This window comes from Micromonospora sp. NPDC049903 (assembly GCF_044460945.1).
GTDB lineage: Bacteria > Actinomycetota > Actinomycetes > Mycobacteriales > Micromonosporaceae > Micromonospora.
Genome location: NZ_JBITKL010000008.1, coordinates 41,583 through 60,512, shown reverse-complemented (window position 1 = coordinate 60,512; position 18,930 = coordinate 41,583). Strand labels below are relative to the sequence as shown.

At 72.7% G+C, this 18,930-nt stretch carries 15 protein-coding genes; 7 read left to right on the top strand and 8 right to left on the bottom strand.

The features are described 5' to 3' along the window. Positions 1-8: 8 nt before the first annotated feature. On the bottom strand, positions 9-2,492 hold the full coding sequence (locus tag ACIBO1_RS15305) for a DNA topoisomerase (ATP-hydrolyzing) subunit A (protein WP_396746265.1): 2,484 nt from the start codon (positions 2,490-2,492) through the stop codon (positions 9-11). Between the two features lie 29 nt (positions 2,493-2,521). Beyond that, positions 2,522-4,579 (bottom strand): type IIA DNA topoisomerase subunit B, encoded by a 2,058-nt coding sequence (locus ACIBO1_RS15300; protein WP_396746731.1) that lies wholly within the window; start codon positions 4,577-4,579, stop codon positions 2,522-2,524. A gap of 344 nt (positions 4,580-4,923) precedes the next feature. Here ACIBO1_RS15300 and ACIBO1_RS15295 point away from each other — a divergent pair, with 344 nt between their 5' ends. From ACIBO1_RS15295 to ACIBO1_RS15280, 4 genes are all read left to right on the top strand, one after another. Next, positions 4,924-6,180 carry a hypothetical protein gene (locus tag ACIBO1_RS15295; protein ID WP_396746262.1) on the top strand — a complete coding sequence of 419 codons (1,257 nt, stop codon included), beginning with the start codon at positions 4,924-4,926 and terminating at the stop codon, positions 6,178-6,180. 97 nt (positions 6,181-6,277) lie between these two features. Then, positions 6,278-7,126, top strand: a complete 849-nt coding sequence (locus ACIBO1_RS15290) for an alpha/beta fold hydrolase (protein WP_396746728.1) — start codon at positions 6,278-6,280, stop codon at positions 7,124-7,126. Positions 7,127-7,267: 141 nt separating this feature from the next. After that, positions 7,268-7,909, top strand: a complete 642-nt coding sequence (locus ACIBO1_RS15285) for a hypothetical protein (RefSeq protein ID WP_396746259.1) — start codon at positions 7,268-7,270, stop codon at positions 7,907-7,909. Between the two features lie 62 nt (positions 7,910-7,971). Continuing rightward, a complete protein-coding gene (locus ACIBO1_RS15280) occupies positions 7,972-8,346 on the top strand; it encodes a hypothetical protein (RefSeq protein ID WP_396746256.1) in 375 nt (124 codons plus the stop codon). A 56-nt stretch (positions 8,347-8,402) separates the two neighbouring features. Here the strand turns inward: ACIBO1_RS15280 and ACIBO1_RS15275 are convergent, their stop codons facing one another. Further along, positions 8,403-9,296 carry a DUF72 domain-containing protein gene (locus tag ACIBO1_RS15275; RefSeq protein WP_396746253.1) on the bottom strand — a complete coding sequence of 298 codons (894 nt, stop codon included), beginning with the start codon at positions 9,294-9,296 and terminating at the stop codon, positions 8,403-8,405. Positions 9,297-9,409: 113 nt separating this feature from the next. Between ACIBO1_RS15275 and ACIBO1_RS15270 the strand changes: the two genes are divergently transcribed. Continuing rightward, positions 9,410-10,456, top strand: coding sequence for an NAD(P)-dependent alcohol dehydrogenase (locus ACIBO1_RS15270; protein ID WP_396746250.1), 1,047 nt, complete (start codon positions 9,410-9,412; stop codon positions 10,454-10,456). Positions 10,457-10,481: 25 nt separating this feature from the next. Beyond that, positions 10,482-10,997 carry a 2'-5' RNA ligase family protein gene (locus ACIBO1_RS15265; protein ID WP_396746247.1) on the top strand — a complete coding sequence of 172 codons (516 nt, stop codon included), beginning with the start codon at positions 10,482-10,484 and terminating at the stop codon, positions 10,995-10,997. 18 nt (positions 10,998-11,015) lie between these two features. Here ACIBO1_RS15265 and ACIBO1_RS15260 read toward each other — a convergent pair whose 3' ends face one another. The 4 genes from ACIBO1_RS15260 to ACIBO1_RS15245 are packed head-to-tail and all read right to left on the bottom strand — an operon-like array spanning position 11,016 to position 15,956. Further along, entirely contained in the window at positions 11,016-11,954 is a 939-nt protein-coding gene (locus ACIBO1_RS15260; RefSeq protein ID WP_396746244.1) for a siderophore-interacting protein, read from the bottom strand. Positions 11,955-11,992: 38 nt separating this feature from the next. Further along, positions 11,993-14,101 (bottom strand): iron ABC transporter permease, encoded by a 2,109-nt coding sequence (locus ACIBO1_RS15255; protein WP_396746241.1) that lies wholly within the window; start codon positions 14,099-14,101, stop codon positions 11,993-11,995. Next, positions 14,098-15,081, bottom strand: coding sequence for an ABC transporter substrate-binding protein (locus ACIBO1_RS15250; protein ID WP_396746238.1), 984 nt, complete (start codon positions 15,079-15,081; stop codon positions 14,098-14,100). The genes ACIBO1_RS15255 and ACIBO1_RS15250 overlap by 4 nt, the downstream gene beginning before the upstream one ends. Before the next feature lie 41 nt (positions 15,082-15,122). Then, positions 15,123-15,956 (bottom strand): ABC transporter ATP-binding protein, encoded by an 834-nt coding sequence (locus ACIBO1_RS15245; protein WP_396746235.1) that lies wholly within the window; start codon positions 15,954-15,956, stop codon positions 15,123-15,125. 290 nt (positions 15,957-16,246) lie between these two features. On the opposite strand from ACIBO1_RS15245, the gene ACIBO1_RS15240 reads away from it, so the two are divergent. Beyond that, positions 16,247-18,130, top strand: a complete 1,884-nt coding sequence (locus tag ACIBO1_RS15240) for a hypothetical protein (protein ID WP_396746232.1) — start codon at positions 16,247-16,249, stop codon at positions 18,128-18,130. A gap of 49 nt (positions 18,131-18,179) precedes the next feature. Here ACIBO1_RS15240 and ACIBO1_RS15235 read toward each other — a convergent pair whose 3' ends face one another. Beyond that, positions 18,180-18,749, bottom strand: a complete 570-nt coding sequence (locus ACIBO1_RS15235) for a hypothetical protein (protein WP_396746229.1) — start codon at positions 18,747-18,749, stop codon at positions 18,180-18,182. Positions 18,750-18,930: the final 181 nt, after the last annotated feature.

Sequence of the window (18,930 nt, the reverse complement as noted above, 5' to 3'; positions counted from 1 at the left end):
GAGCCAGGTCAGTCGCGGTCGATCTGGTGACCGACCACCGTCGGGCCGAGCATCACGGCGAAACCGGAGCCGTCCCGGCGCGGATCGGCGGCCGGCAACTCGACCGGCTCACCGTTCGCGGTGGAGCCCACCGGACGCGGACCGATCCAGGCGACGACCACGTCGGTCTCCCCCTTGAGGAACCGCTGCGCCCGCACCCCGCCGGTCGCCCGCCCCTTCACCGGGTACGCCGCGAACGGCGTCACCTTCACCGTCCCCCCGGTGGAGGTGACCACCATCGGCTCGCCGTGCTCCGGATCGTCGGTGCGCACCGCACCGAAGTACACCACCTGAGCGTCACCCGGCAGCGCGATCCCCGCCATGCCGCCACCCTTGAGCCCCTGCGGACGCACCGTGCCCGCCGGGAAGCGCAACAACGACGCCGCGCTGGTCAGGAACGCCAACGTCTCGGCACCGTCGGTCAGCCAGGTCGCCCCGACCACCTCGTCACCCGCACGCAGCCCGATCACCTCGAACTCGTCGGCACGCACCGGCCAGTCGGGGGCACAGACCTTGACCACACCCTGCCGGGTGCCCAACGCCAGACCGGGCGAGCCCTCGGCGGTCGCACCGAGCGGCGCCAGCCCCACCACCGTCTCCCCCGGCTCCAGCGGCACCAGCTCGGCCGCGGACATCCCGCCGCGCAACGACACCGTGCCGGCCTGCTCCGGCAGCACCGGCAGCGGCAGCACGTCGACCTTGAACGCCCGCCCCGCACTGGTCACCAGCAGCACCCGGCCCCGGGCGGTGGAGTGCACCACCGCGCGTACCGCGTCGTGCTTGACCCGGCCGTGCCGACGCCGCCCCTCGGCGGCCTCCTCCGACTCCGCGGCGGTCCGCGCCACCAGCCCGGTGGCGGACAGGATCACCTGACACGGGTCGTCGGCCACCTCCAGCGGCCCGGCCGGCACGGACGCCGCCAGCACCTCCTTGAGGTCACCGTCGACCAGGGTCGTCCGGCGCGGTGCGGCGAACTGCTTCACCACCGCCGCCAGCTCGTCGGAGACGACCTTCTTGAGCACGTTCTCGTCGTCCAGGATGGTGGACAGCTCGGCGATCTCCCCGCGCAGCTTCTCCTGCTCGGCCTCCAGCTCCAGCCGGTCGTACTTGGTCAACCGACGCAGCGGAGTGTCCAGGATGTAGGTCGCCTGGATCTCGGAGAGCTTGAACTGCCGCATCAGGCCGCTCTTGGCCGCCGCGGCGTCCTCGCTGGCCCGGATCAGCTTGACCACCTTGTCGATGTCGAGCAGCGCGATCAGCAGGCCGTCGACCAGGTGCAGCCGCTCCTCCCGCTTGCGCTTGCGGTAGGCGCTGCGCCGGGTCACCACCTCGTAGCGGTGCGCCAGGAACACCTCCAGCAGCTCCTTGAGCCCCAGGGTGCGCGGCTGGCCGTCGACCAGCACCAGGTTGTTCACGCCGAAGGACTGCTCCAACGGGGTGAGACGGTAGAGGTCGGCGAGCAGCGCCTGCGGGTTGACCCCGACCTTGCACTCCACCACCAGGCGGGTGCCGTTCTCCCGGTCGGTCAGGTCCTTGACGTCGGCGATCCCGGTGAGCCGCTTGGTCTTGTTCACCTCGTTGGTGATCGCCGCGATCACCTTCTCCGCGCCCACCCCGTACGGCAACTCGACCACGGTGATCGCCTGCCGTCCCCGGCTGCCCTCCAGCGGGCCGATCTCCACCTTGCCGCGCATCCGCACCACGCCCCGCCCGGTCTCGTACGCCCGGCGCACCTCGTCGAGGCCGAGCAGCAGACCACCGGTGGGCAGGTCGGGACCGGGCACGAACTCCATCAGCTTGTCGAGGGTGGCGTTCGGGTGCCGGATCAGCCAACGGGCCGCCGAGACGACCTCGCCGAGGTTGTGCGGGATCATGTTCGTCGCCATCCCGACCGCGATCCCGGACGCGCCGTTGACCAGCAGGTTGGGGAAGGCGGCCGGCAGCACGGTGGGCTGGGTCAGCGAGCCGTCGTAGTTGGGCTCGACGTCGACGGTCTCCTCACCCAGCTCCCCGACGAGCAGCATCGCCTCCCGCGACATCCGAGCCTCGGTATAACGCGAAGCTGCCGGTCCGTCGTCTGGGCTCCCAAAATTTCCATGCCCGTCGATGAGTGGCGTGTTCAGCGAGAAGTCCTGCGCCAACCGCACCATCGCGTCGTAGATGGCACCGTCGCCGTGCGGATGGTATTTACCCATCGTGTCACCGACGATGCGGGCCGACTTCACGTGCGCCCGGTCCGGCCGGTAGCCCTGCTCGTACATCGACCAGAGGATGCGCCGGTGCACCGGCTTGAGGCCGTCCCGCGCGTCCGGCAGGGCGCGCGAGTGGATGACCGAGAAGGCGTACTCCAGGTAGGAGTCGGAGACCTCGGTGACCAGCGGGTTGTCGACGATCCGCGCGCCGGCCCGGTCGAACGCGGAGTGGTCGACCTTGGTGTCCTTGCGGCGTGCCATGGCTCAGCTTTCCTTCCAGAACCCGGTGGTCAGGCGTCGATGGCGTCGCGGTCGACGCGGTCGGCGGAGTCGATCAACCAGTTGCGGCGCGGTTCGACCTTCTCCCCCATCAGCAGGTCGAGGATCCGCTCGGCGGCGTCGACGTCGTCGATGGTGATCCGGCGTACCGATCGGGTGGCCGGGTTCATCGTGGTCTCCCACAACTCGTCGGCGTCCATCTCACCAAGACCCTTGAAGCGCGGCACCGGGGTGACGATCTGCTTGCCGGCCGAGGCGAGCTTGCGGACCGTCGCCTCCATCTCCGTCTGCGTGTAGGTGTAGATGGTCTCGGGGTTGCGCCCCTTGGTGGTGATCTTGTGCAGGGGCGGCATCGCGGCGTAGAGCCGGCCCGACTCGATCAACGGTCGCATGTAGCGGGCGAAGAGGGTGATCAGCAGCGTCCGGATGTGGGCACCGTCGACGTCCGCGTCGGCCATGATGAGCACCCGGCCGTAGCGCAGCGAGGACAGGTCGAAGGTACGCCCCGACCCCGCGCCGAGGACCTGCACGATCGCCGCGCACTCGGCGTTGTCCAGCACCTGCTGGAGGTTGGCCTTCTGCACGTTCAGGATCTTGCCCCGGATCGGCAGAAGCGCCTGATACTCCGCAGAACGGGCAAGTCGCCCCGTGCCCAATGCGCTGTCGCCTTCTACAATGAACAGCTCACTTCTGTCAATACCTGCGGCGCGGCAGTCGACCAGTTTGGGCGGCATGGACGCGCCCTCCAGGGCGGTCTTGCGCCGGGCGGCATCCTTCTGCTGCTTCTGGGTCAGCCGCACCCGGGCCGCGTCGACGATCTTCTGCAGGACCGTCCGGGCCTCGGTCTTGGTCTTACGGTCGTCCAGCCAGGACTTGACGTGCTGCTCGATCAGGCCCTGCACCACCTTGACCACACCGGCGGTGGAGAGCTCGTCCTTGGTCTGCGAGGTGAACTGCGGCTCGGGCACCCGCACGTGCACCACCGCGGTCATGCCCTCCAGGACGTCGTCCAGCGTGGGCGCGTCCTCCTTGGCCTTGAGCAGGCCCCGGGTGTTGCGGACGGCGTCGGCGAGCGTACGCGCCAGCGCCCGCTCGAAGCCCTTACGGTGCGTGCCGCCGTGCGCGTTGCGGATGGTGTTGGTGAAGCACTCGACGGTGCGCTCGTATCCGGTGCCCCAGCGGAAGGCCACCTCGATCTCGGCGCGCCGCTGCACGTTGGACTGCATCACGCCGTTGGCGTCGGCGGCGTTCTCCCGATAGGTCCCCTCGCCGTTGACCAGCAGGGTGCCGGAGACCGGCCGGTCACCGGCCGGGGCGAGGAACTCCACCATGTCGGTGAGCCCGTTCGGGTAGTGGAACCGCTCCTCGGTCGACTGCTCGCCGGTGTGGTCGCGCAGGGTGTAGCTGACTCCGGGGACCAGGAACGCGGTGTGGCGCAGCTTGGCCCGGACCGCGTCGTGGTCGAGGGCGGCGCCGGTCTCGAAGTAGCGCGGGTCGTACCAGTAGCGGATCGAGGTGCCGGTGCGCTGGCCGCGCTTGACCGCGCCGGCGACCTGGAGCCCCGGGCCGGGGGTGAAGGAGGCGTCCGGGCCGTCGCCGTCGAAGATGCCCGGCACGCCGTGCCGGAACGACATGGTGTGCACCTTGCCGCCCCGGCGGACGGTGACGTCGAAGCGGCGGGACAGCGCGTTGACCGCCGAGGCGCCGACGCCGTGCAGGCCGCCGGAGGTCTTGTAGCCGGAGCCGCCGAACTTGCCGCCGGCGTGCAGCCGGGTGAGGACCAGTTCGACGCCGGAGATGCCGGAGCGGGCGTGCACGTCGGTGGGGATCCCGCGCCCGTCGTCGTCGACCTGCACCGAGCCGTCGGCGTGCAGGATCACCTCGATCTTCGTGGCGTGACCGGCCACGCCCTCGTCGGTGGAGTTGTCGAGGATCTCGTTGACGAGGTGGCCCACGCCACGACTGTCGGTGGACCCGATGTACATGCCGGGACGCTTGCGGACGGCGTCCAGCCCCTCGAGGTGGGTGAGGTCGTCGGCCCCGTACAGGGTCTCAGGCTCTGCGGTCAACTGGTCGTACTCCCCGGTCTCGGCGATGTGCTGCACCGCACCGTCGGCGGTCGGCCCGGCGCGGGCACGCCGCAGCGAGCGTAGCCGCACGCTCCGACAAGCCGAGCGGACACCCACGCGGCACGCCGCGTGGCGGCGCTGCTGGTGGACCTTGCCGCGGTCAACGTCCGGGTCTCCACGGTTATGCCCGGCCGTCGGCGTCAGGTGGTGCGGGGGGTGCTCCTCCGGCGTCCCTGGCGTCCCGGTGCCACTCATGTTTCCCATGGTTGACGTGCGTCACACCCGCGTGATGTCATCACCGTTCTAGAGGATCTTTCATATTTCCATGAACGGATGGGGAAGCCATGTCCGGGTTGCGTCGTACCGCCGCGTTGGCCCTGGCCATCGCCACAGCGGCCGTCACCACCTCCGTCGCCGCGTCTGCCCCCGCCGCGGCGGCACTACCCACCGCGGCGGTCGCCCTCGGCGACAGCTTCATCAGCGGCGAAGGCGCCGGGGCCTACCAGCCGGTGGTCGACTCGACCGGCGTCGCGCGGGCCTTCCCGGGGTGGACAGCGCCCAACAGCGACGCTTTCTTCTGCCACCGGTCCGGCAACGCCTCGCTGCACCAGGCGTCGCTGCCCGGCATCCAGGCCCGGTTCAACCTGGCCTGCTCCGGCGGCCAGCCGCACGACATCGCCGTCGCCTCGTCGGCCCGCGCCAGCGGGCGTCAGGTCGCCGCGCAGCTCGACCAGCTCCGGACGGTGGCCCAGACCCACGACATCGACCTGGTGCTGATCGGCCTCGGCTCCAACAACAGCTCCTTCACCTTCGGCGGGGTCGCCGAGAAGTGCGCCAACCGGTTCATCGCGGATGCGTGGACGGGCTGGTGGGAGTTCTGGGCGTACCTGAACGGGCCGGTGGAGCAGAAGCCGTGCACCGACGCCGACCTGGCGACCCCGGCACAGCTCAGCGCCGCCACGGCGGAGACCACGGCGGCCGTGCGGCAGATCCTGACCACGCTGCGCGAGGTGGACGCCGACGGCCAGCACCGGGTGGTGTTGCAGGACTACACCAACCCGCTGCCGCTGGAGTTGGAGGCCGGATACCACTCCGAGGACAGCCGGGACGACACCCGGGACAAGTTCCGGGCCCTGGGTGCCGAGCGGTACGCGGCCGGCTGCCCGATCCACCGCGCCAGCCTGGCTCCCGGGCACCGGTTCTCGCAGGGCCTCGGCACCATCGTCAGCTCCACCCGGAGCACGCTGGCCGCCGAGTTCCCCGGCGCGGACCTGGTCTACCTCAACGTGCAGCGGGCCTTCGACGGCGCCCGGCTCTGCGAGCGGACCAACAGCCCGACCGGCACTCTGGCCACTCCTATCCGGTTGCAGGACAACCCGCCCAACGGCACCTTCGTCACCAGCCTCTCCGGCAAGGACAAGATCGCCATCCAGCGGATCGCCAACACCTGCGTGACCTACTTCCAGACCTGCCAGGAGTCGTGGCACCCGAACGCCGCCGGACACCAGGTGCTCGGCCAGTGCCTGACCGGTGCGGCCGCCACCGCCGTCCGCTCGGTGGCCTGCGTACGCGCCTCGAACGGCACGATCAGCGTCTCCTGAGTCACCACCAGGGGCCGTCCCGACGCGACCACCCGCGCGTCGGGGCGGCCCCGCCCCGTTGGCTACTCGCCGGTAGCCTGGCGTGGTGAGCGCGACGGTGGAATACCTCCAGGAGTACGTCCAGGTCGACGGGGCCCGCCTCGGCATCCAGGTCTATCCGGAGCCGGTGGGCGTGACCGGCGCACCGGTGGTGCTGATCGCCCCGGCGATGGGCGTCCGGGCCCGGTACTACCGGCCGTTCGCCGCCGCGCTGCGTGACGCCGGGCTGGCCGTCGTCGTGGCCGACCTGCGCGGCACCGGCGAGAGCACGCCCCGACCGAGTCGCGCGTGCCGCTACGGCTACCCCGAGCTGGCCGCCGACATCGGCGCGGTACGGGACGCGCTCAAGGAGCGGCTGGACGGGCGGCGCACGCTGCTGCTCGGGCACTCCCTGGGCGGCCAGGCCGCCGTGCTGCATCTGGCCCTGCACGGCGAGCAGGAGGTGGACGGGCTGGCGCTGGTGGCCGTCGGCATCCCGTACTGGCGGGACTTCGCCGGGCCGCGTCGCTACGGCGTGCTGCCGTACACCCAGGGCATCGGCGTCACCGCCCGGCTGCTCGGCGTCTGGCCCGGCTGGGGGTTCGGCGGCCGGCAGGCCCGGGGCGTGATCCGGGACTGGGCGCACACCGCCCGCACCGGCCGGTTCCCCGACCTCGACGGGATGGACACCGAGGCGGCCGTGGGCCGGATCCGCACGCCGGTGCTGGCGGTCAGCGTCGAGGGTGACCAGTACACCCCGCACCCGACCGTGGACCGTCTCTGCGCCAAGCTCACCGCGGCCCCGGTCACCCGCGAGCGCTACCGGGTGCCGGACGCCCGCCTGGACCACTTCACCTGGGTACGCGCCGCCGGGCCACTGGCCACGCGGGTGGCCGACTTCGCCGCCACTCTGCCGCCCCGCCACTGACCGTCGCCGCCCTGCCGCACCACTCTGCCGACCGGCCGCACCGCCGCTGACTGTCGGTGGCCGGGCGGGGTCGGGTCTGCGGCGATTAGCCGGTGCGGACCGGGGTAAGCCGCTGCGCCCGACACGGCGGAGGGGGACCTGATGTCTGACAGCCACACCGCACTGCGTTCGATGCACGACCTGGGCCTGGCGGCCTGGTTCGGCGGCTCCCTGATGGGAGCGTTCGGCGTCAACGGCGCCGCGGCCCGCATCGACGACTCGACCAAACGACTTCCGACGGCCTCGACCGGCTGGACCCGGTGGACGCCGGTCAACGCGGCCGCGATCGGCGCGCACCTGGCCGGCGCGGTCGGTGAGCTGGTCACCGAGAGCCCGCGGATGGCCGCCCAGCGGGGCGTCGGCCGGGCCAGCACGGTGAAGACCGCGCTGACCGTCGGCGCGCTCGCGGTGACCGGCTACAGCAGGCTGCTCGGCATGCGTCTGGCCAAGGCCGGCACGCCGTCGGTGCAGGGCGTGACCGAACCCAACGGGCAGACCCCGGCGCACGTGGCCGCCAGCCAGCGCCAGTTGAAGATGCTCCAGTGGGCCATCCCGGCGCTGACCGGGGCGCTGATCGTGGTCACCGCGTACATGGGTGAGCAGCAGAAGCCCGGGCAGGTGCTGCGCGGGATCTTCGGCCGGGCGAACGGTCTGGCCCATGCGCCGGGCCGGATGGGCAAGGGTGCCGGCGGGATGGCGGCGATGCACGCGGTCCGGCGGCACATGGCCATGAACGGCCGCTGACGGCCGACCGGCACGACGCGCACCGACCGCGACCGCCGGGCGTACCGACAGGCGAGGTGGCCATGAGCGACAGGGACAGGCAGGACCGGGGACCGGGGAGCGTCGCACCCTGGGGCACCACGGACGGCTTCGACGCCGATCCGCCGTGGGGTGCCGGCGAGCACTCGCCGATGGACGAGGGCAGCGAGGAGACCGCGGTGCCCGAGGGACGGCGGGGCGAACGGCGGGCGGCGGACGGATCACGGCAGTGGCCCGACGGTCGGCACGGGTTCGGGTCGGTGGAGCCGACCCGTACGCCCGAGGCCGGACCGGGCGCGCCTCCGGACCCGGCGCCGCCGAGGCGACCGTTCCCGGACGACGTGGCCGGCGAGGACCTGCCGGACAACGCGCTGGAGGAGGCAACCGGCATGCACACCGAAGGGTCCTGGCACGGCTGAGGACCGCACCGCGTCCCGGTGCCCGCCGCCGACGCGGCGGGCACCGGAGCGTCCGGTCAGGACGGCACGGACCGGGCCGCCGGTACGCCGAGCAGCCCGGCCATCCGTTCCGCGTCGCGCTGGGCCTGGCCGGCACAGCAGTTGTTGAACAGCACGTGCAGTTCGTCGGCCTGGTCGGCGAGGTCGACCAGCACCTCGGACCAGCGGCGCAGCTCCTCGTCGCCGTAGGCGTAGCGGAAGCGTTCCTCCTTGTCGCCGCCGTCCCAGGCGGTGCTGTGCCCGTGGAACCGGATCATCGCCAGTCCGGCGGTGGCCAGCGGGATCGGCGGCACCGAGCTGGGATGGCCCTGCGGCATGTCGACGGCGCAGTGGGTCAGGTCGTGCTCGCGGAGGAAGGCCAGCGTCTCCAGCGCCGCCGTACCGTCGAACCAGGACCCGTGCCGGAGTTCGACGGCGACCCGCCAGGGCCGGCACCGGGACGCCAGCTCGGCGATCCGGCGGCGGGCCGCGTCGCCCCGGGTCAGCCACGGCGGGAACTGCAACAGCACGGCACCGAGCCGGTCGGCCGCCACGAGCGGTGTCAGCGCCGTGCGGAACCGGTGCCACAGCTCGTCGTACGCCTCGGTCGGCAGGTCGCGTCGACGGACCTGGGCCGGTCCGCCCGCCGGTCGCAGGTCGGCCGGGAGGGTGCCGACCGGGGTCGGGTGGCCGGTGAAGAGGCTGAACGCCTTGACGTCGAAGGTGAAGCCGTCGGGGGTGGCGTCGACCCAGCCGTGCACGGTCTCCGGCGCCGGGATGGCGTAGTACGACGTGTCCACCTCGACCAGTGCGAACCGCTCGGCGTAGTGACCCAACCGGCCGGCGGGGGTGTTGACCTCGCGGGGGTACCACCCGGAGCGCACCAGCGTCCGGTCGGCCCAGGAGGACGTGCCCACCTTGATGACACTCATGTAGTTCAGTGCACCGCCGCCGGGGCGGATCGGCAACCGGTGGGCGGGACGGTCCGGTCGGGTTTGTCCCGGCATCCGGCGGGGAGGCAGCCGGTGGACGAAGGAGGCGACACATGCGCGCGCTACGACTGCCCGCCTGGAAGAGCGACCCGGAGCTGGTCGAGATCGACGAGCCGACGCCCGGCCCCGGCCAGGTGGTCGTGAAGATCGGTGGTGCCGGGGCCTGCCACTCCGACCTGCACCTGATGCACGATTTCGACTCGGGCACGCTGCCGTGGGGGCCGCCGTTCGTGCTGGGGCACGAGAACGCCGGCTGGGTGCACGCCCTCGGTGCCGGGGTGAGCGGGTTGGAGGTCGGCCAACCGGTCGCCGTGTACGGGCCGTGGGGCTGCGGCGTGTGTGCCCGCTGCCGGGTCGGCGCCGACAACTACTGCGAGAACCCGGCCGCCGCGCCGGTGCCCGGTGGCGGCGGTGGTCTGGGCCTGGACGGCGGCATGGCCGAGTACGAGCTGGTGCCGGCCGCCCGGCACGTGGTGCCGCTGCCGGACGGGCTGGACCCGGTGCAGGCGGCACCGCTGACCGACGCGGGGCTGACGCCGTACCACGCGATCCGCCGGTCCTGGCCGAAGCTGGTGCCGGGTAGTACGGCGGTGGTGATCGGCGTCGGCGGTCTGGGGCACGTGGGGGTGCAGATCCTCAAGGCCACCACCGCCACCCGGGTCGTCGCGGTGGACACCCGGGACGAGGCGTTGCGGCTCGCACAGGAGTGCGGCGCGGACCTGACGCTGCGGTCCGGCGCGGGGACCGCCGACGAGATCCGGACGCTCACCGGCGGCCGGGGTGCCGACGTGGTGCTCGACTTCGTCGGCGCGGACCCCACCCTGAAGCTCGCCGTCTCGGTGGTGCGGACGGTCGGCGACCTGACCATCGTGGGTATCGGCGGCGGCTCGCTGACGATGAGCTATTTCACCGTCCCCTACGAGGCCAGCGTGCAGACCACGTACTGGGGCAGCCGGCCGGAACTGATCGAGGTGCTCGACCTGGGGGCACGGGGGCTGGTCCGCCCGAAGATCACCACGTTCGGCCTGGACGACGCGATGGACGCGTACCGCCGGATGCAGGACGGCACGCTGGAGGGCCGGGCGGTCATCGTGCCGTGAGGGGCGACCCGCCTACAGTGATCATGTGGTCGCCGCGCTGGAACTCTATCTGGACACCGTCGCCACCCGCCGGATCCGGGTGCTCTGGGACGCCCTGGAGGCCGAGGGGGTGCAGAGCCTGCGGTCCCTGCTGGAGCAGCGACACCGACCGCACGTCTCGCTGGCGGTCGCGCCGCGCCTCGATCCGGAGCAGGTGGCGGCGGCGCTGGCCGGCACCACCGTGGCGGCACCGCTGCGGCTGACGTTTCAGCACGCCGGCCAGTTCGTCGGCCGGGTGCTCTGGCTGGGCCCGGCACCCACCACCGAGCTGCTGACGCACCACCGGCTGGTGCACGACCGGCTGACCGCCGCCGGGGTCGAGCTGGTCGAGCACTACCGACCGGGCCACTGGGTGCCGCACTGCACGCTGTCCATGCGGGTGCCGAACACGCTGATGGCGATCGCGGTCCGCCGCTGCCTGGAGATCCTGCCGCTGGAGGCCACCGTGGTCGGTGCGGCGCTGACCGACCACGCCCGCGGCATCTCGCACCCGCTGCCCTGACCGTCGCGCGGCCGGGGCTCAGCTCGAAGGGTCTGCGCGGCCGTGCCGCCAGTAGCCCATGAAGGCCACCGCCCGCCGGTCCAGGCCGCACTCGACGACCAGGTGCCGGCGCAGGGTACGGATGACACCCGCCTCCCCCGCCAGCCACGCGTACAGCGGCGCGGACGGCAGGGCGTCGGGCACCTCCCAGAGGATCGCGCGGTCCACGTCCACGTCGTCGACGAACTGACCGCCCGACGCGTACGCCCCCGACACGCCCGCCCCGACCGGCAACGCCCGGGCCAGCAGTTCCTCGGCGGCGGCGGCCACGGCGGGGACCAGCCGGGCACCGTGCGACGCACCGTCGCGCGACAGCCAGGTCACCTCGACACCGGGCGGCGCCACCAACGGCAGCACGTCCGCCGCCGACGGCACCTCCAGCAGCACCCGGCCCCGGGCGTCGGACGGCAGCCGCTCGCAGATCCCGCCGATCGCCGGCACCGCCGTCTCGTCCCCGGCGAGCAGCAGACGACCCGTCGACGGCGGCCGGAACTCCCGTCCACCCGGGTCGCCGTCGAATCCGGCGTCCGGGCCGGCGATGGCGATCTCGTCGCCGGGGCGTACCCGCCGCGCCCACCGGGTCGCCGGGCCGGAGTCGCCGTGCAGCACCAGGTCGACGTCCACCTCGTTGAGGTGAGGCCGGACCGCCCGCGCGGTGTAGGTGCGGATCGGGTTGCGCAGGTGCTCCGGCAGAGCCCGCCACTGCACGTACCAGTCCGGTCCCTGCGGCAGGTCCGCCCCACGCTGGCCGGGCAGCGGCAACGCCAGCTTGATCCGCTGGTCGTAGCCGTTGTCGGCGAAGCGGTCCAGGTCCGGGCCGGTGAAGGTGACCCGGACGAAGGAGGGGCTGAGCCGGCGTACCGCCCGGACTTCGACGGCGAACAGCCGCCAGGGCGTGATCGGCAGGGTGTTGGTCATGGTGCCTCTCTGGTGCGGACCGGTGGCGCGGCGACGCGTCACCGGGATCGGGGCGCGGCGGCGCGGGAACGCCACAACAGCCAGACGAAGTACGGGGTACCGATCATGGCGGTGACCAGGCCGGCGGGGATCTGTGCCGGGGCGATCACCGTGCGGCCGAGGGTGTCGGCGAGGCTGACCAGAGCCGCGCCGAGCAGCGCGGCGACCGGGAGCACCCGGCTGTGCCGGCCGCCGACGAGCGCGCGGGCCGCGTGCGGGGCGACCAGGCCGACGAAGCCGATCACACCGACGGCCGAGACGGCGGTCGAGGTGAGCAGCGCCGCCGCGCCGAGCGCGATCAGCCGGGTGCGTTCCAGCCGGACGCCGAGCACCCGGGGGGTGTCGTCGTCCAACGTCATCAGGTCCAGCTCGCGGCGGGCGGCGACCACCGCCGGGGTGAGTACCAGCAGCGCGATCACCACCGGCAGCACCTGCGTGGCGGTACGCCCGTAGGTGGAGCCGGAGAGCCAGGTGAGCGCCTTGCCGGTGTTCCACGGGTCGAAGGCCACGATCATGAAGGTGATCAGCGCCATGCCGCCCTGCCAGGCCCCGAATCCGATCAGGACCAGCCGGTCGGAGCTGAGCCCGCCGCGCCACGCCGCACCGTAGACCAGGGCGAAGGCGAGCATCGCGCCCAGCCCGGCCACCCCGGAGACGGCCCACACCCCGGCCAGCGGCACGAAGGTGAGCAGCGAGACCGCGCCCAGCCCGGCGCCGGCGGTGATGCCGAGGATGCCGGGCTCGGCCAGCGGGTTGCGACAGACCGCCTGCACGGTGGTGCCGGCCACGGCCAGTGCCGCACCGGCCAGCATCGCCGCGGCGACCCGGGGCCAGCGCTGGTCCAACACGAACGTGTACCCCGGACCGGTGTTGCCGTTGATCCAGTTGACGATGTCGCCGAAGAGCACCCAGGTGTCCCCGGCGAGCATGCCGAGCAGCACCGCGGCTGCGGTGACGGTGGCCGCCACGACGACCACCGTGCGGTGGAAGCCGGCGGAGCGTACGGCCGCGTGACCGCCCGGCGGGCGACGGGTCGGGCCGGCGTCGCGGTGCCGTCGGGCCAGCCAGATCAGCACGGCCGCGCCGAGCAGGGTGGTCACCACGCCGGTGGGGATGTCCACCCCGGCCTGACCGCCCATGACGGCCCGCAGCAGCACGTCGGAGCCGAGCACGATGATCACTCCGGCGATGCCGGAGAGCGGCAGCAGCACCCGGTGCCGGTGCACGCCGGGCACCACCGAGCCGAGCAGCCGGACGATCACCGGCGCGCAGAGGCCGACGAAGCCGACCGGCCCGGTGAGGGTCACCGCCGAGGCGGCGAGCAGGACGGCCAGCACCGTGACGATCAGCCGGGTACGGCGTACGTCGAGGCCGAGCACGGTGGCGGTGTCGTCGCCGAGGGCGAGGATGTCGAGACGGTGCCCGAGCAGCATCAGTGCCACGACGGCTATGCCGAGCACCGGGGCGAGCTGGGTGAGCGCGTTCAGGTCGCTCTGCACCAGGGAGCCGTTGCCCCAGGCGAACAGACCGATGGTGGCCTGCTCGAAGAGCAGGAGCAGCAGCATGGTCACCGAGCTGAGCGCCATGGCGGTGGCCGAACCGGCGAGGATCAGCCGGGTGGTGCCGGCCTGCCCACCGGAGGACATCGCCATCACCAGGCCGGCCGCGGCGAGCCCGCCGCAGAAGGCGAGGCCACCAGCGGGTAGCGCGGGCAGCGCGATGCCGAACGCGGAGACCGAGACGATGGCCAGGTGGGCGCCCGCGTTGACGGCGAGCGTGTCGGGCGAGGCCAGCGGGTTGCGGGCGATCGACTGGAGGGCCGCTCCGGCGAAACCGAGGGCGACACCGATGGCCAGCCCCGCGAGCAGCCGGGGCACCCGGGAGGCGACCAGGACCCGGACCGTCTCGTCGTCGCCGCCGGTGAGCAGCCGCAGCAGGTCGAGCGCGCCGACGGCGGAGGTGCCCTGGGTGAGGTGGACACCGGCGACCACCAGCAGCAGGGCGATGGCGGCGAGGAAGGCCCCGACGACGCGTGGGGCCGAGACGCGCCCGGCCGGAGCCGGCCCGAGGGCCGGCTCCGAACGCGGGGGTGCGGACAGCGTGGTCACACCGCGTACGTGTTGACGAACTGGTCGATGTACTGCTTGCCGGAGAGCGGCCCGCCGAAGGTCCAGATGCCGTCCGGCATCCGGTGCAGGTTGCCCTGCTGGACGAAGGGCAGCGCCTTCCAGATGGCGTTGTCGGCGAGGCCGTCGGCGAAGACGTCGCTGCCGTCCGAGGCGTTGTAGAAGAAGTGCAGGTCCGGGCTCTTGAGCACGGTCATGCCCTCGACGTCGGTCTGGCCCAGGCCCCACGCCTCGTCGACCTCGCCCTGCCAGGCGTTGGTGAGGCCGAGTTGGATGCCGATCTGGGAGACGAGCGCCCCCTGGCCGAACATCCGGATGCTGACCGTGCTGCCTTCCTTCCAGCCGTCGGCGATGGCGAACGGCTTACCGGCGGCTCCGGCGTCGGCGATCTTCTTCTTGCCGTCGGCGATCGCGGTGTCGAAGTCGGCGAGCAGCTTCTCCGCCTCGGCGGTCTTGCCGACCGCTGCGGCGATCATGTTCACGTCGGCGCGCATCCGGCCGATGTTGTCCGTGGCGTCGCTGCCCTTGGTGACGACGACCGGGACGTACTTCTCCAGCTGCGCGATCGTGCCGGCGCCGCGGTCGTCCGTCATCACCACGAGGTCCGGCTCCAGCGCGACGATGGAGTCGACACTCGGTTCGCCCCGGGTGCCGACGTCCTTGACGTCGCCGTCCAGCTTGGCGGCGGTGACCCAGGTGGCGTAGCCCTTGGGGTCGGCGACACCGACCGGCATGACACCGAGGCTGACGAGCATCTCGACCTCGCCCCACTCCAGGCCGACGACCTTGGTGGCGGGCTTGTCGAGCTTGATCTCCTTGCCCCGGCTGTCGGTCAGGGTGACCGGTCCGCCGGCGGCGGAGGGGCTGGAGTCGGGTGCGGAGGCGTTCTCGGTGGTGCCGCAGGCGGCCAGCACCAGAGCGGTGGCGGCGGCCACCAGGGCCGTGACACGGGTACGGGACATGATGTTCTTTCTCGGGATGGGTGGTCCGGGCCGGTCCGGGATCAGACCGGGATACGGGTGAGGTGGCGGCCCACCGGGCGGGTGGTGACCAGACCGCTGAGCGGGTCGACGACGACCTCGATCCGGATCCCGTAGGTCTCGGTCAGGTCGTGCTCGGTGAAGACCTCGGCCGGGGTGCCGGTGGCCCGGACCCGGCCGCTGTGCAGCAGCACCACCTCGTCGGCCACCGCGGCGGCCTGGTTGAGGTCGTGCAGCACCACGCCGACCGCGACACCGTGGTCGTCGGCGAGGTCACGCACCAGGTCGAGGATCTCGACCTGGTAGCGCAGGTCGAGGAAGGTGGTCGGCTCGTCGAGCAGCAGCACCGGGGTGTCCTGGGCCAGGCAGGTGGCCAGCCAGACCCGCTGCAACTCGCCGCCGGACAGCTCGTCGACCGGCCGGTCGGCCATCGCGGTGACCCCGGTGACCTCCATCGCACGGCCGATCGCGGCGGGGCCGTCCGGGTCGTCGGCGCGCCAGCGCCCCCGGTACGGGTGCCGACCGTAGCCGACCACGTCACGGACAGTGATCCCATTGGGGACCGGCCGGCTCTGCGCGAGCAGGGTCACCCGGCGGGCGTACTCCTTGGCGGGCAGGCCGGCGGCGGCGCAACCGTCGGCGAAGAGCACCGTGCCACTGTCGATCGGGTGCAGTCGGGCCAACGCCCGCAACAGGGTGGACTTACCACTGCCGTTCGGCCCGACCAGGGCCGTAACCGCACCGGGGCGGAGCGTGATCCCGGCACCGTGCACCACCGGCGTGCCGTGGTAGCCCAGGTGGAGGTCGGCTCCACGCAGGCTCTGCTCGACGCCGTCCGACGCCAGTACGCTCGACATGCGGTTAGGCTAACCTAACCTAACTCGCTGTCAAGATGGGGTCCCCGACATCGGTCGACGCTACGGACCGAGTCGACGCGACTCGATGGAACGCGGGTGGGGTACCGCCGGAACAGGCCACTCGGACGCCCCGTCGACCGCCCGCGCGGGCGGGCACCGTGGTCACCCCGTCAGCCGGTGCGGAATCGGTACCGGGGTGGGAGGACAGACGAACGCGAGCAGCGGTAGCGTTGCGCGTCATCGCAGCCGGGCGGCCGGTGTGGCGCTCGCGATCGTACGGAGGATGGGGCATGTCCATCGGCGAGGAACCGTTCGCAGCCCGCGACGACCTGGCCTCGCGGCCGAACTTCGAGGTCACCCTGCGGGGGTACGACAAACGGCAGGTCGACCGCTACGTCGAACAGGCCGACGCCCGCATCGCCGCAGTCGCCGCCGACCGGGACCGGGCCACGTCACACGTACGGGACCTCACCGGCAAGCTCCAGGCGTTCCAGGTCGAGGTGACCGAGCTGCGCCAGCGGCCGACCCAGATGGACCGGGCGTCCTTCCGTGAGCTGGGTCCGATGGTCGACCAGATCCTGGACCTGGCCGAGAAGCAGGCGACGGCCATCGTGGACACCCACACCCAGCGGGCCACCAAGCTCCAGGCGGAGGCCGAGAAGACGCTCGCCAACGCGCGCGAGCGGACCGTCAAGGCGCTGGCCGACCTCGACGAGGAGCTGGCCGGCCGACGGGCCGAGCACGAGAAGACGTACGAGGAGAAGCGCACCACCGCCGAGGCGGAGCTGGCCGAGATCCGCGAACGCGCCGAGAAGCTGCGGGCCGAGGGTGAGGCCGCACACGAGCGCGCCCAGCAGGAGGCGCAGCGCATCGGCGAGCAGTGCCGCCAGCAGGTCGAGCAGACCCGCGCGGCGGCCGAGGCGCTGACCACGTCCGCGCGTACCCAGATCCACCAGGAGATCCAGGCGGCCCGGACCAAGAGTCAGCAGGAACTGACCCAGTGGCGGACCACGGTGGAGGAGGAGCTCGCGGAGCGGCGGTCCAATGCCGAGGAGGACCTGGCCGAGCAGCGGGCGGCGGTCGAGCGCGAGTTGGCCGCCCAGCGTTCCGCCGCCGAGCAGCGGGTCAGCTCGATGATCGCGGACGCGCAGCAGTACTCCGCCGAGATCCGCAAGCGTGCCGACGAGCAGGCGGCCGAGACCCGTAAGTTCAGCGACGAGCAGGCCGCCGCCGCCGAGGAGCAGTTGCACACCGTCCAGCTCCAGGTCGGTGAGCAGCAGGAGGCGCTGGCCCGGCTGCAGGAGGAGTTGGACGGCGCCCGCCGGCAGCTCGACGAGACCCGGCGGGACAAGGACGCCACCGACGCCGAGCTGACCCGGCTACGCCGGCAGTTGGAGGAGACCGGCCGCGACCTCGCGGCGGAGAGTCAGCGGCTGGACGAGGTGCGCCGGGCCGTCGAGGCGGCCGAGCGGCACGCCAAGGAGACCCGGGCCCGGGTGCAGCGGGAGGCCAAGCGGGTCGCCGACCTGGCGGCGGCGGCGGTGATGGCTGCGGCGGCCGGCGGCACCGAGACCGCCGAGTACCCGATGGTGGGCGCACGCCCGGCCGCCCGGGTCAACGGCGAGCCGACCCCGACGACCGGCGCGCACCAGCCCACGGCCGACGGCGACGCGCGCGCCGAGGTGGCCGGTGCCGAGCGCGGCGGTCCGGAGCGGACGGTGGTCAACGGCGCCGCCTCGAGCCCGGACGCACTCCGTTCCGGCGCGGACGCCCTTCGTTCCGGACCGGGTTCGGACGGTGCCCGTGCCGAGAACGGCGCGGCGGGAACCGCTTCCGGCGACGCGGAGGGCAGCGGTGGCGCGACGGGTACCTCCCGTGGCCCGGACGGCGCTGTTTCCCCGGCGGGCTCCGGGGGCGTCGCCTCCGGGGGTGGTCCGGACGCCGGCCGCTCCGGCCACGGGCCGGCGCAGTCCGCTTCGGCGGCGTTGACCGACCCGGCGTCGCTGACCGACCCGGCGTCGCTGACGGATCCGGTGGCGCGGGCGGCGGCGGTCGTCGCGGCCGGCGGGAAGGCCGGCATCGACTGGTTCGCCGGCCCGCCGGCCACCGAGGACGAAGCCGGACATCCGGTCGCCGCGGCCAACGGCACCGCGCCCGAGCCCACCGCGCGCTGAGAGACCCGGTCGAGCCGGTGCGGGAATGTCCCCGCACCGGTGACCGGACTCAGAACGGCCGGCGCGGCAACCAGCCGAGAAACCGGTTCCGGGCATGGGCCAGCGGTAACCCGGGCAGATCCCGGGTGGCGGCGAGCAGACACGACCCCAGATAGACCGCGAGCGCGGCCCGCGCTGTCCCGAACTCCGCCAGCAACTGGCTCTGCTTGACCGCGCACGGCCATTCCTGGCCGCATCCAGTGCAGGTCCAGGCCGGCGGCGAGGGCAGGTGCTCCGGCGGTTTCGTCGAGCGGTAGCGGGCACTCGCGCTGTTGCCGCGCCCGGTGTGCGGACGGACCACCCGGGCCGGATCGTCCGGCTCCGAACGGCGGGGGGCGAACAGTTCCCGCCGCGCCAACCCCAGCGCGCCGCCGGTGCGTACCAGTGCGTCCGGGCCGGGCCGGTGCCCGACCAGCGCCCCCAGCAGATGGTGTCCCAGCAGGTCGAACGCGTCGGGCCCGAGGTCGAGTTCCCGACACAGCCCGATCAGTCGCCGCGGCGCCGCCACCCGCTGCGTCACCAGCGCCGCGCGCAGTACGTCCCGTAGGCCGTCCCCCAGTGCCCCCAGTCGGCTGCCCACGATGCTGGTCAGGATCGCCTCCCCGGCGATCCGCCGAAGCGCTTCAGCCGTCGCCCGACGGACGATGTCAGTCGGATCCCTACCCTCCAACACCCACCCCTCTCATCCGTACGTCGAGCAGCTACCTCTCCTTCGGACACCCATCATGATCATGGTGGTGTGCGCTCTCCGGCCTGGTCCA

Excerpts from the sequence above, each read along its gene's own strand:
- ACIBO1_RS15245 (WP_396746235.1), bottom strand. The coding sequence starts at position 15,956 with ATGTCGAGCGTACTGGCGTCGGACGGCGTCGAGCAGAGCCTGCGTGGA.
- ACIBO1_RS15260 (WP_396746244.1), bottom strand. The coding sequence starts at position 11,954 with ATGACCAACACCCTGCCGATCACGCCCTGGCGGCTGTTCGCCGTCGAA.
- ACIBO1_RS15295 (WP_396746262.1), top strand. The coding sequence starts at position 4,924 with ATGTCCGGGTTGCGTCGTACCGCCGCGTTGGCCCTGGCCATCGCCACA.
- ACIBO1_RS15285 (WP_396746259.1), top strand. The coding sequence starts at position 7,268 with ATGTCTGACAGCCACACCGCACTGCGTTCGATGCACGACCTGGGCCTG.
- ACIBO1_RS15305 (WP_396746265.1), bottom strand. The coding sequence starts at position 2,492 with ATGGCACGCCGCAAGGACACCAAGGTCGACCACTCCGCGTTCGACCGG.
- ACIBO1_RS15280 (WP_396746256.1), top strand. The coding sequence starts at position 7,972 with ATGAGCGACAGGGACAGGCAGGACCGGGGACCGGGGAGCGTCGCACCC.
- ACIBO1_RS15275 (WP_396746253.1), bottom strand. The coding sequence starts at position 9,296 with ATGAGTGTCATCAAGGTGGGCACGTCCTCCTGGGCCGACCGGACGCTG.
- ACIBO1_RS15250 (WP_396746238.1), bottom strand. The coding sequence starts at position 15,081 with ATGTCCCGTACCCGTGTCACGGCCCTGGTGGCCGCCGCCACCGCTCTG.
- ACIBO1_RS15240 (WP_396746232.1), top strand. The coding sequence starts at position 16,247 with ATGTCCATCGGCGAGGAACCGTTCGCAGCCCGCGACGACCTGGCCTCG.
- ACIBO1_RS15270 (WP_396746250.1), top strand. The coding sequence starts at position 9,410 with ATGCGCGCGCTACGACTGCCCGCCTGGAAGAGCGACCCGGAGCTGGTC.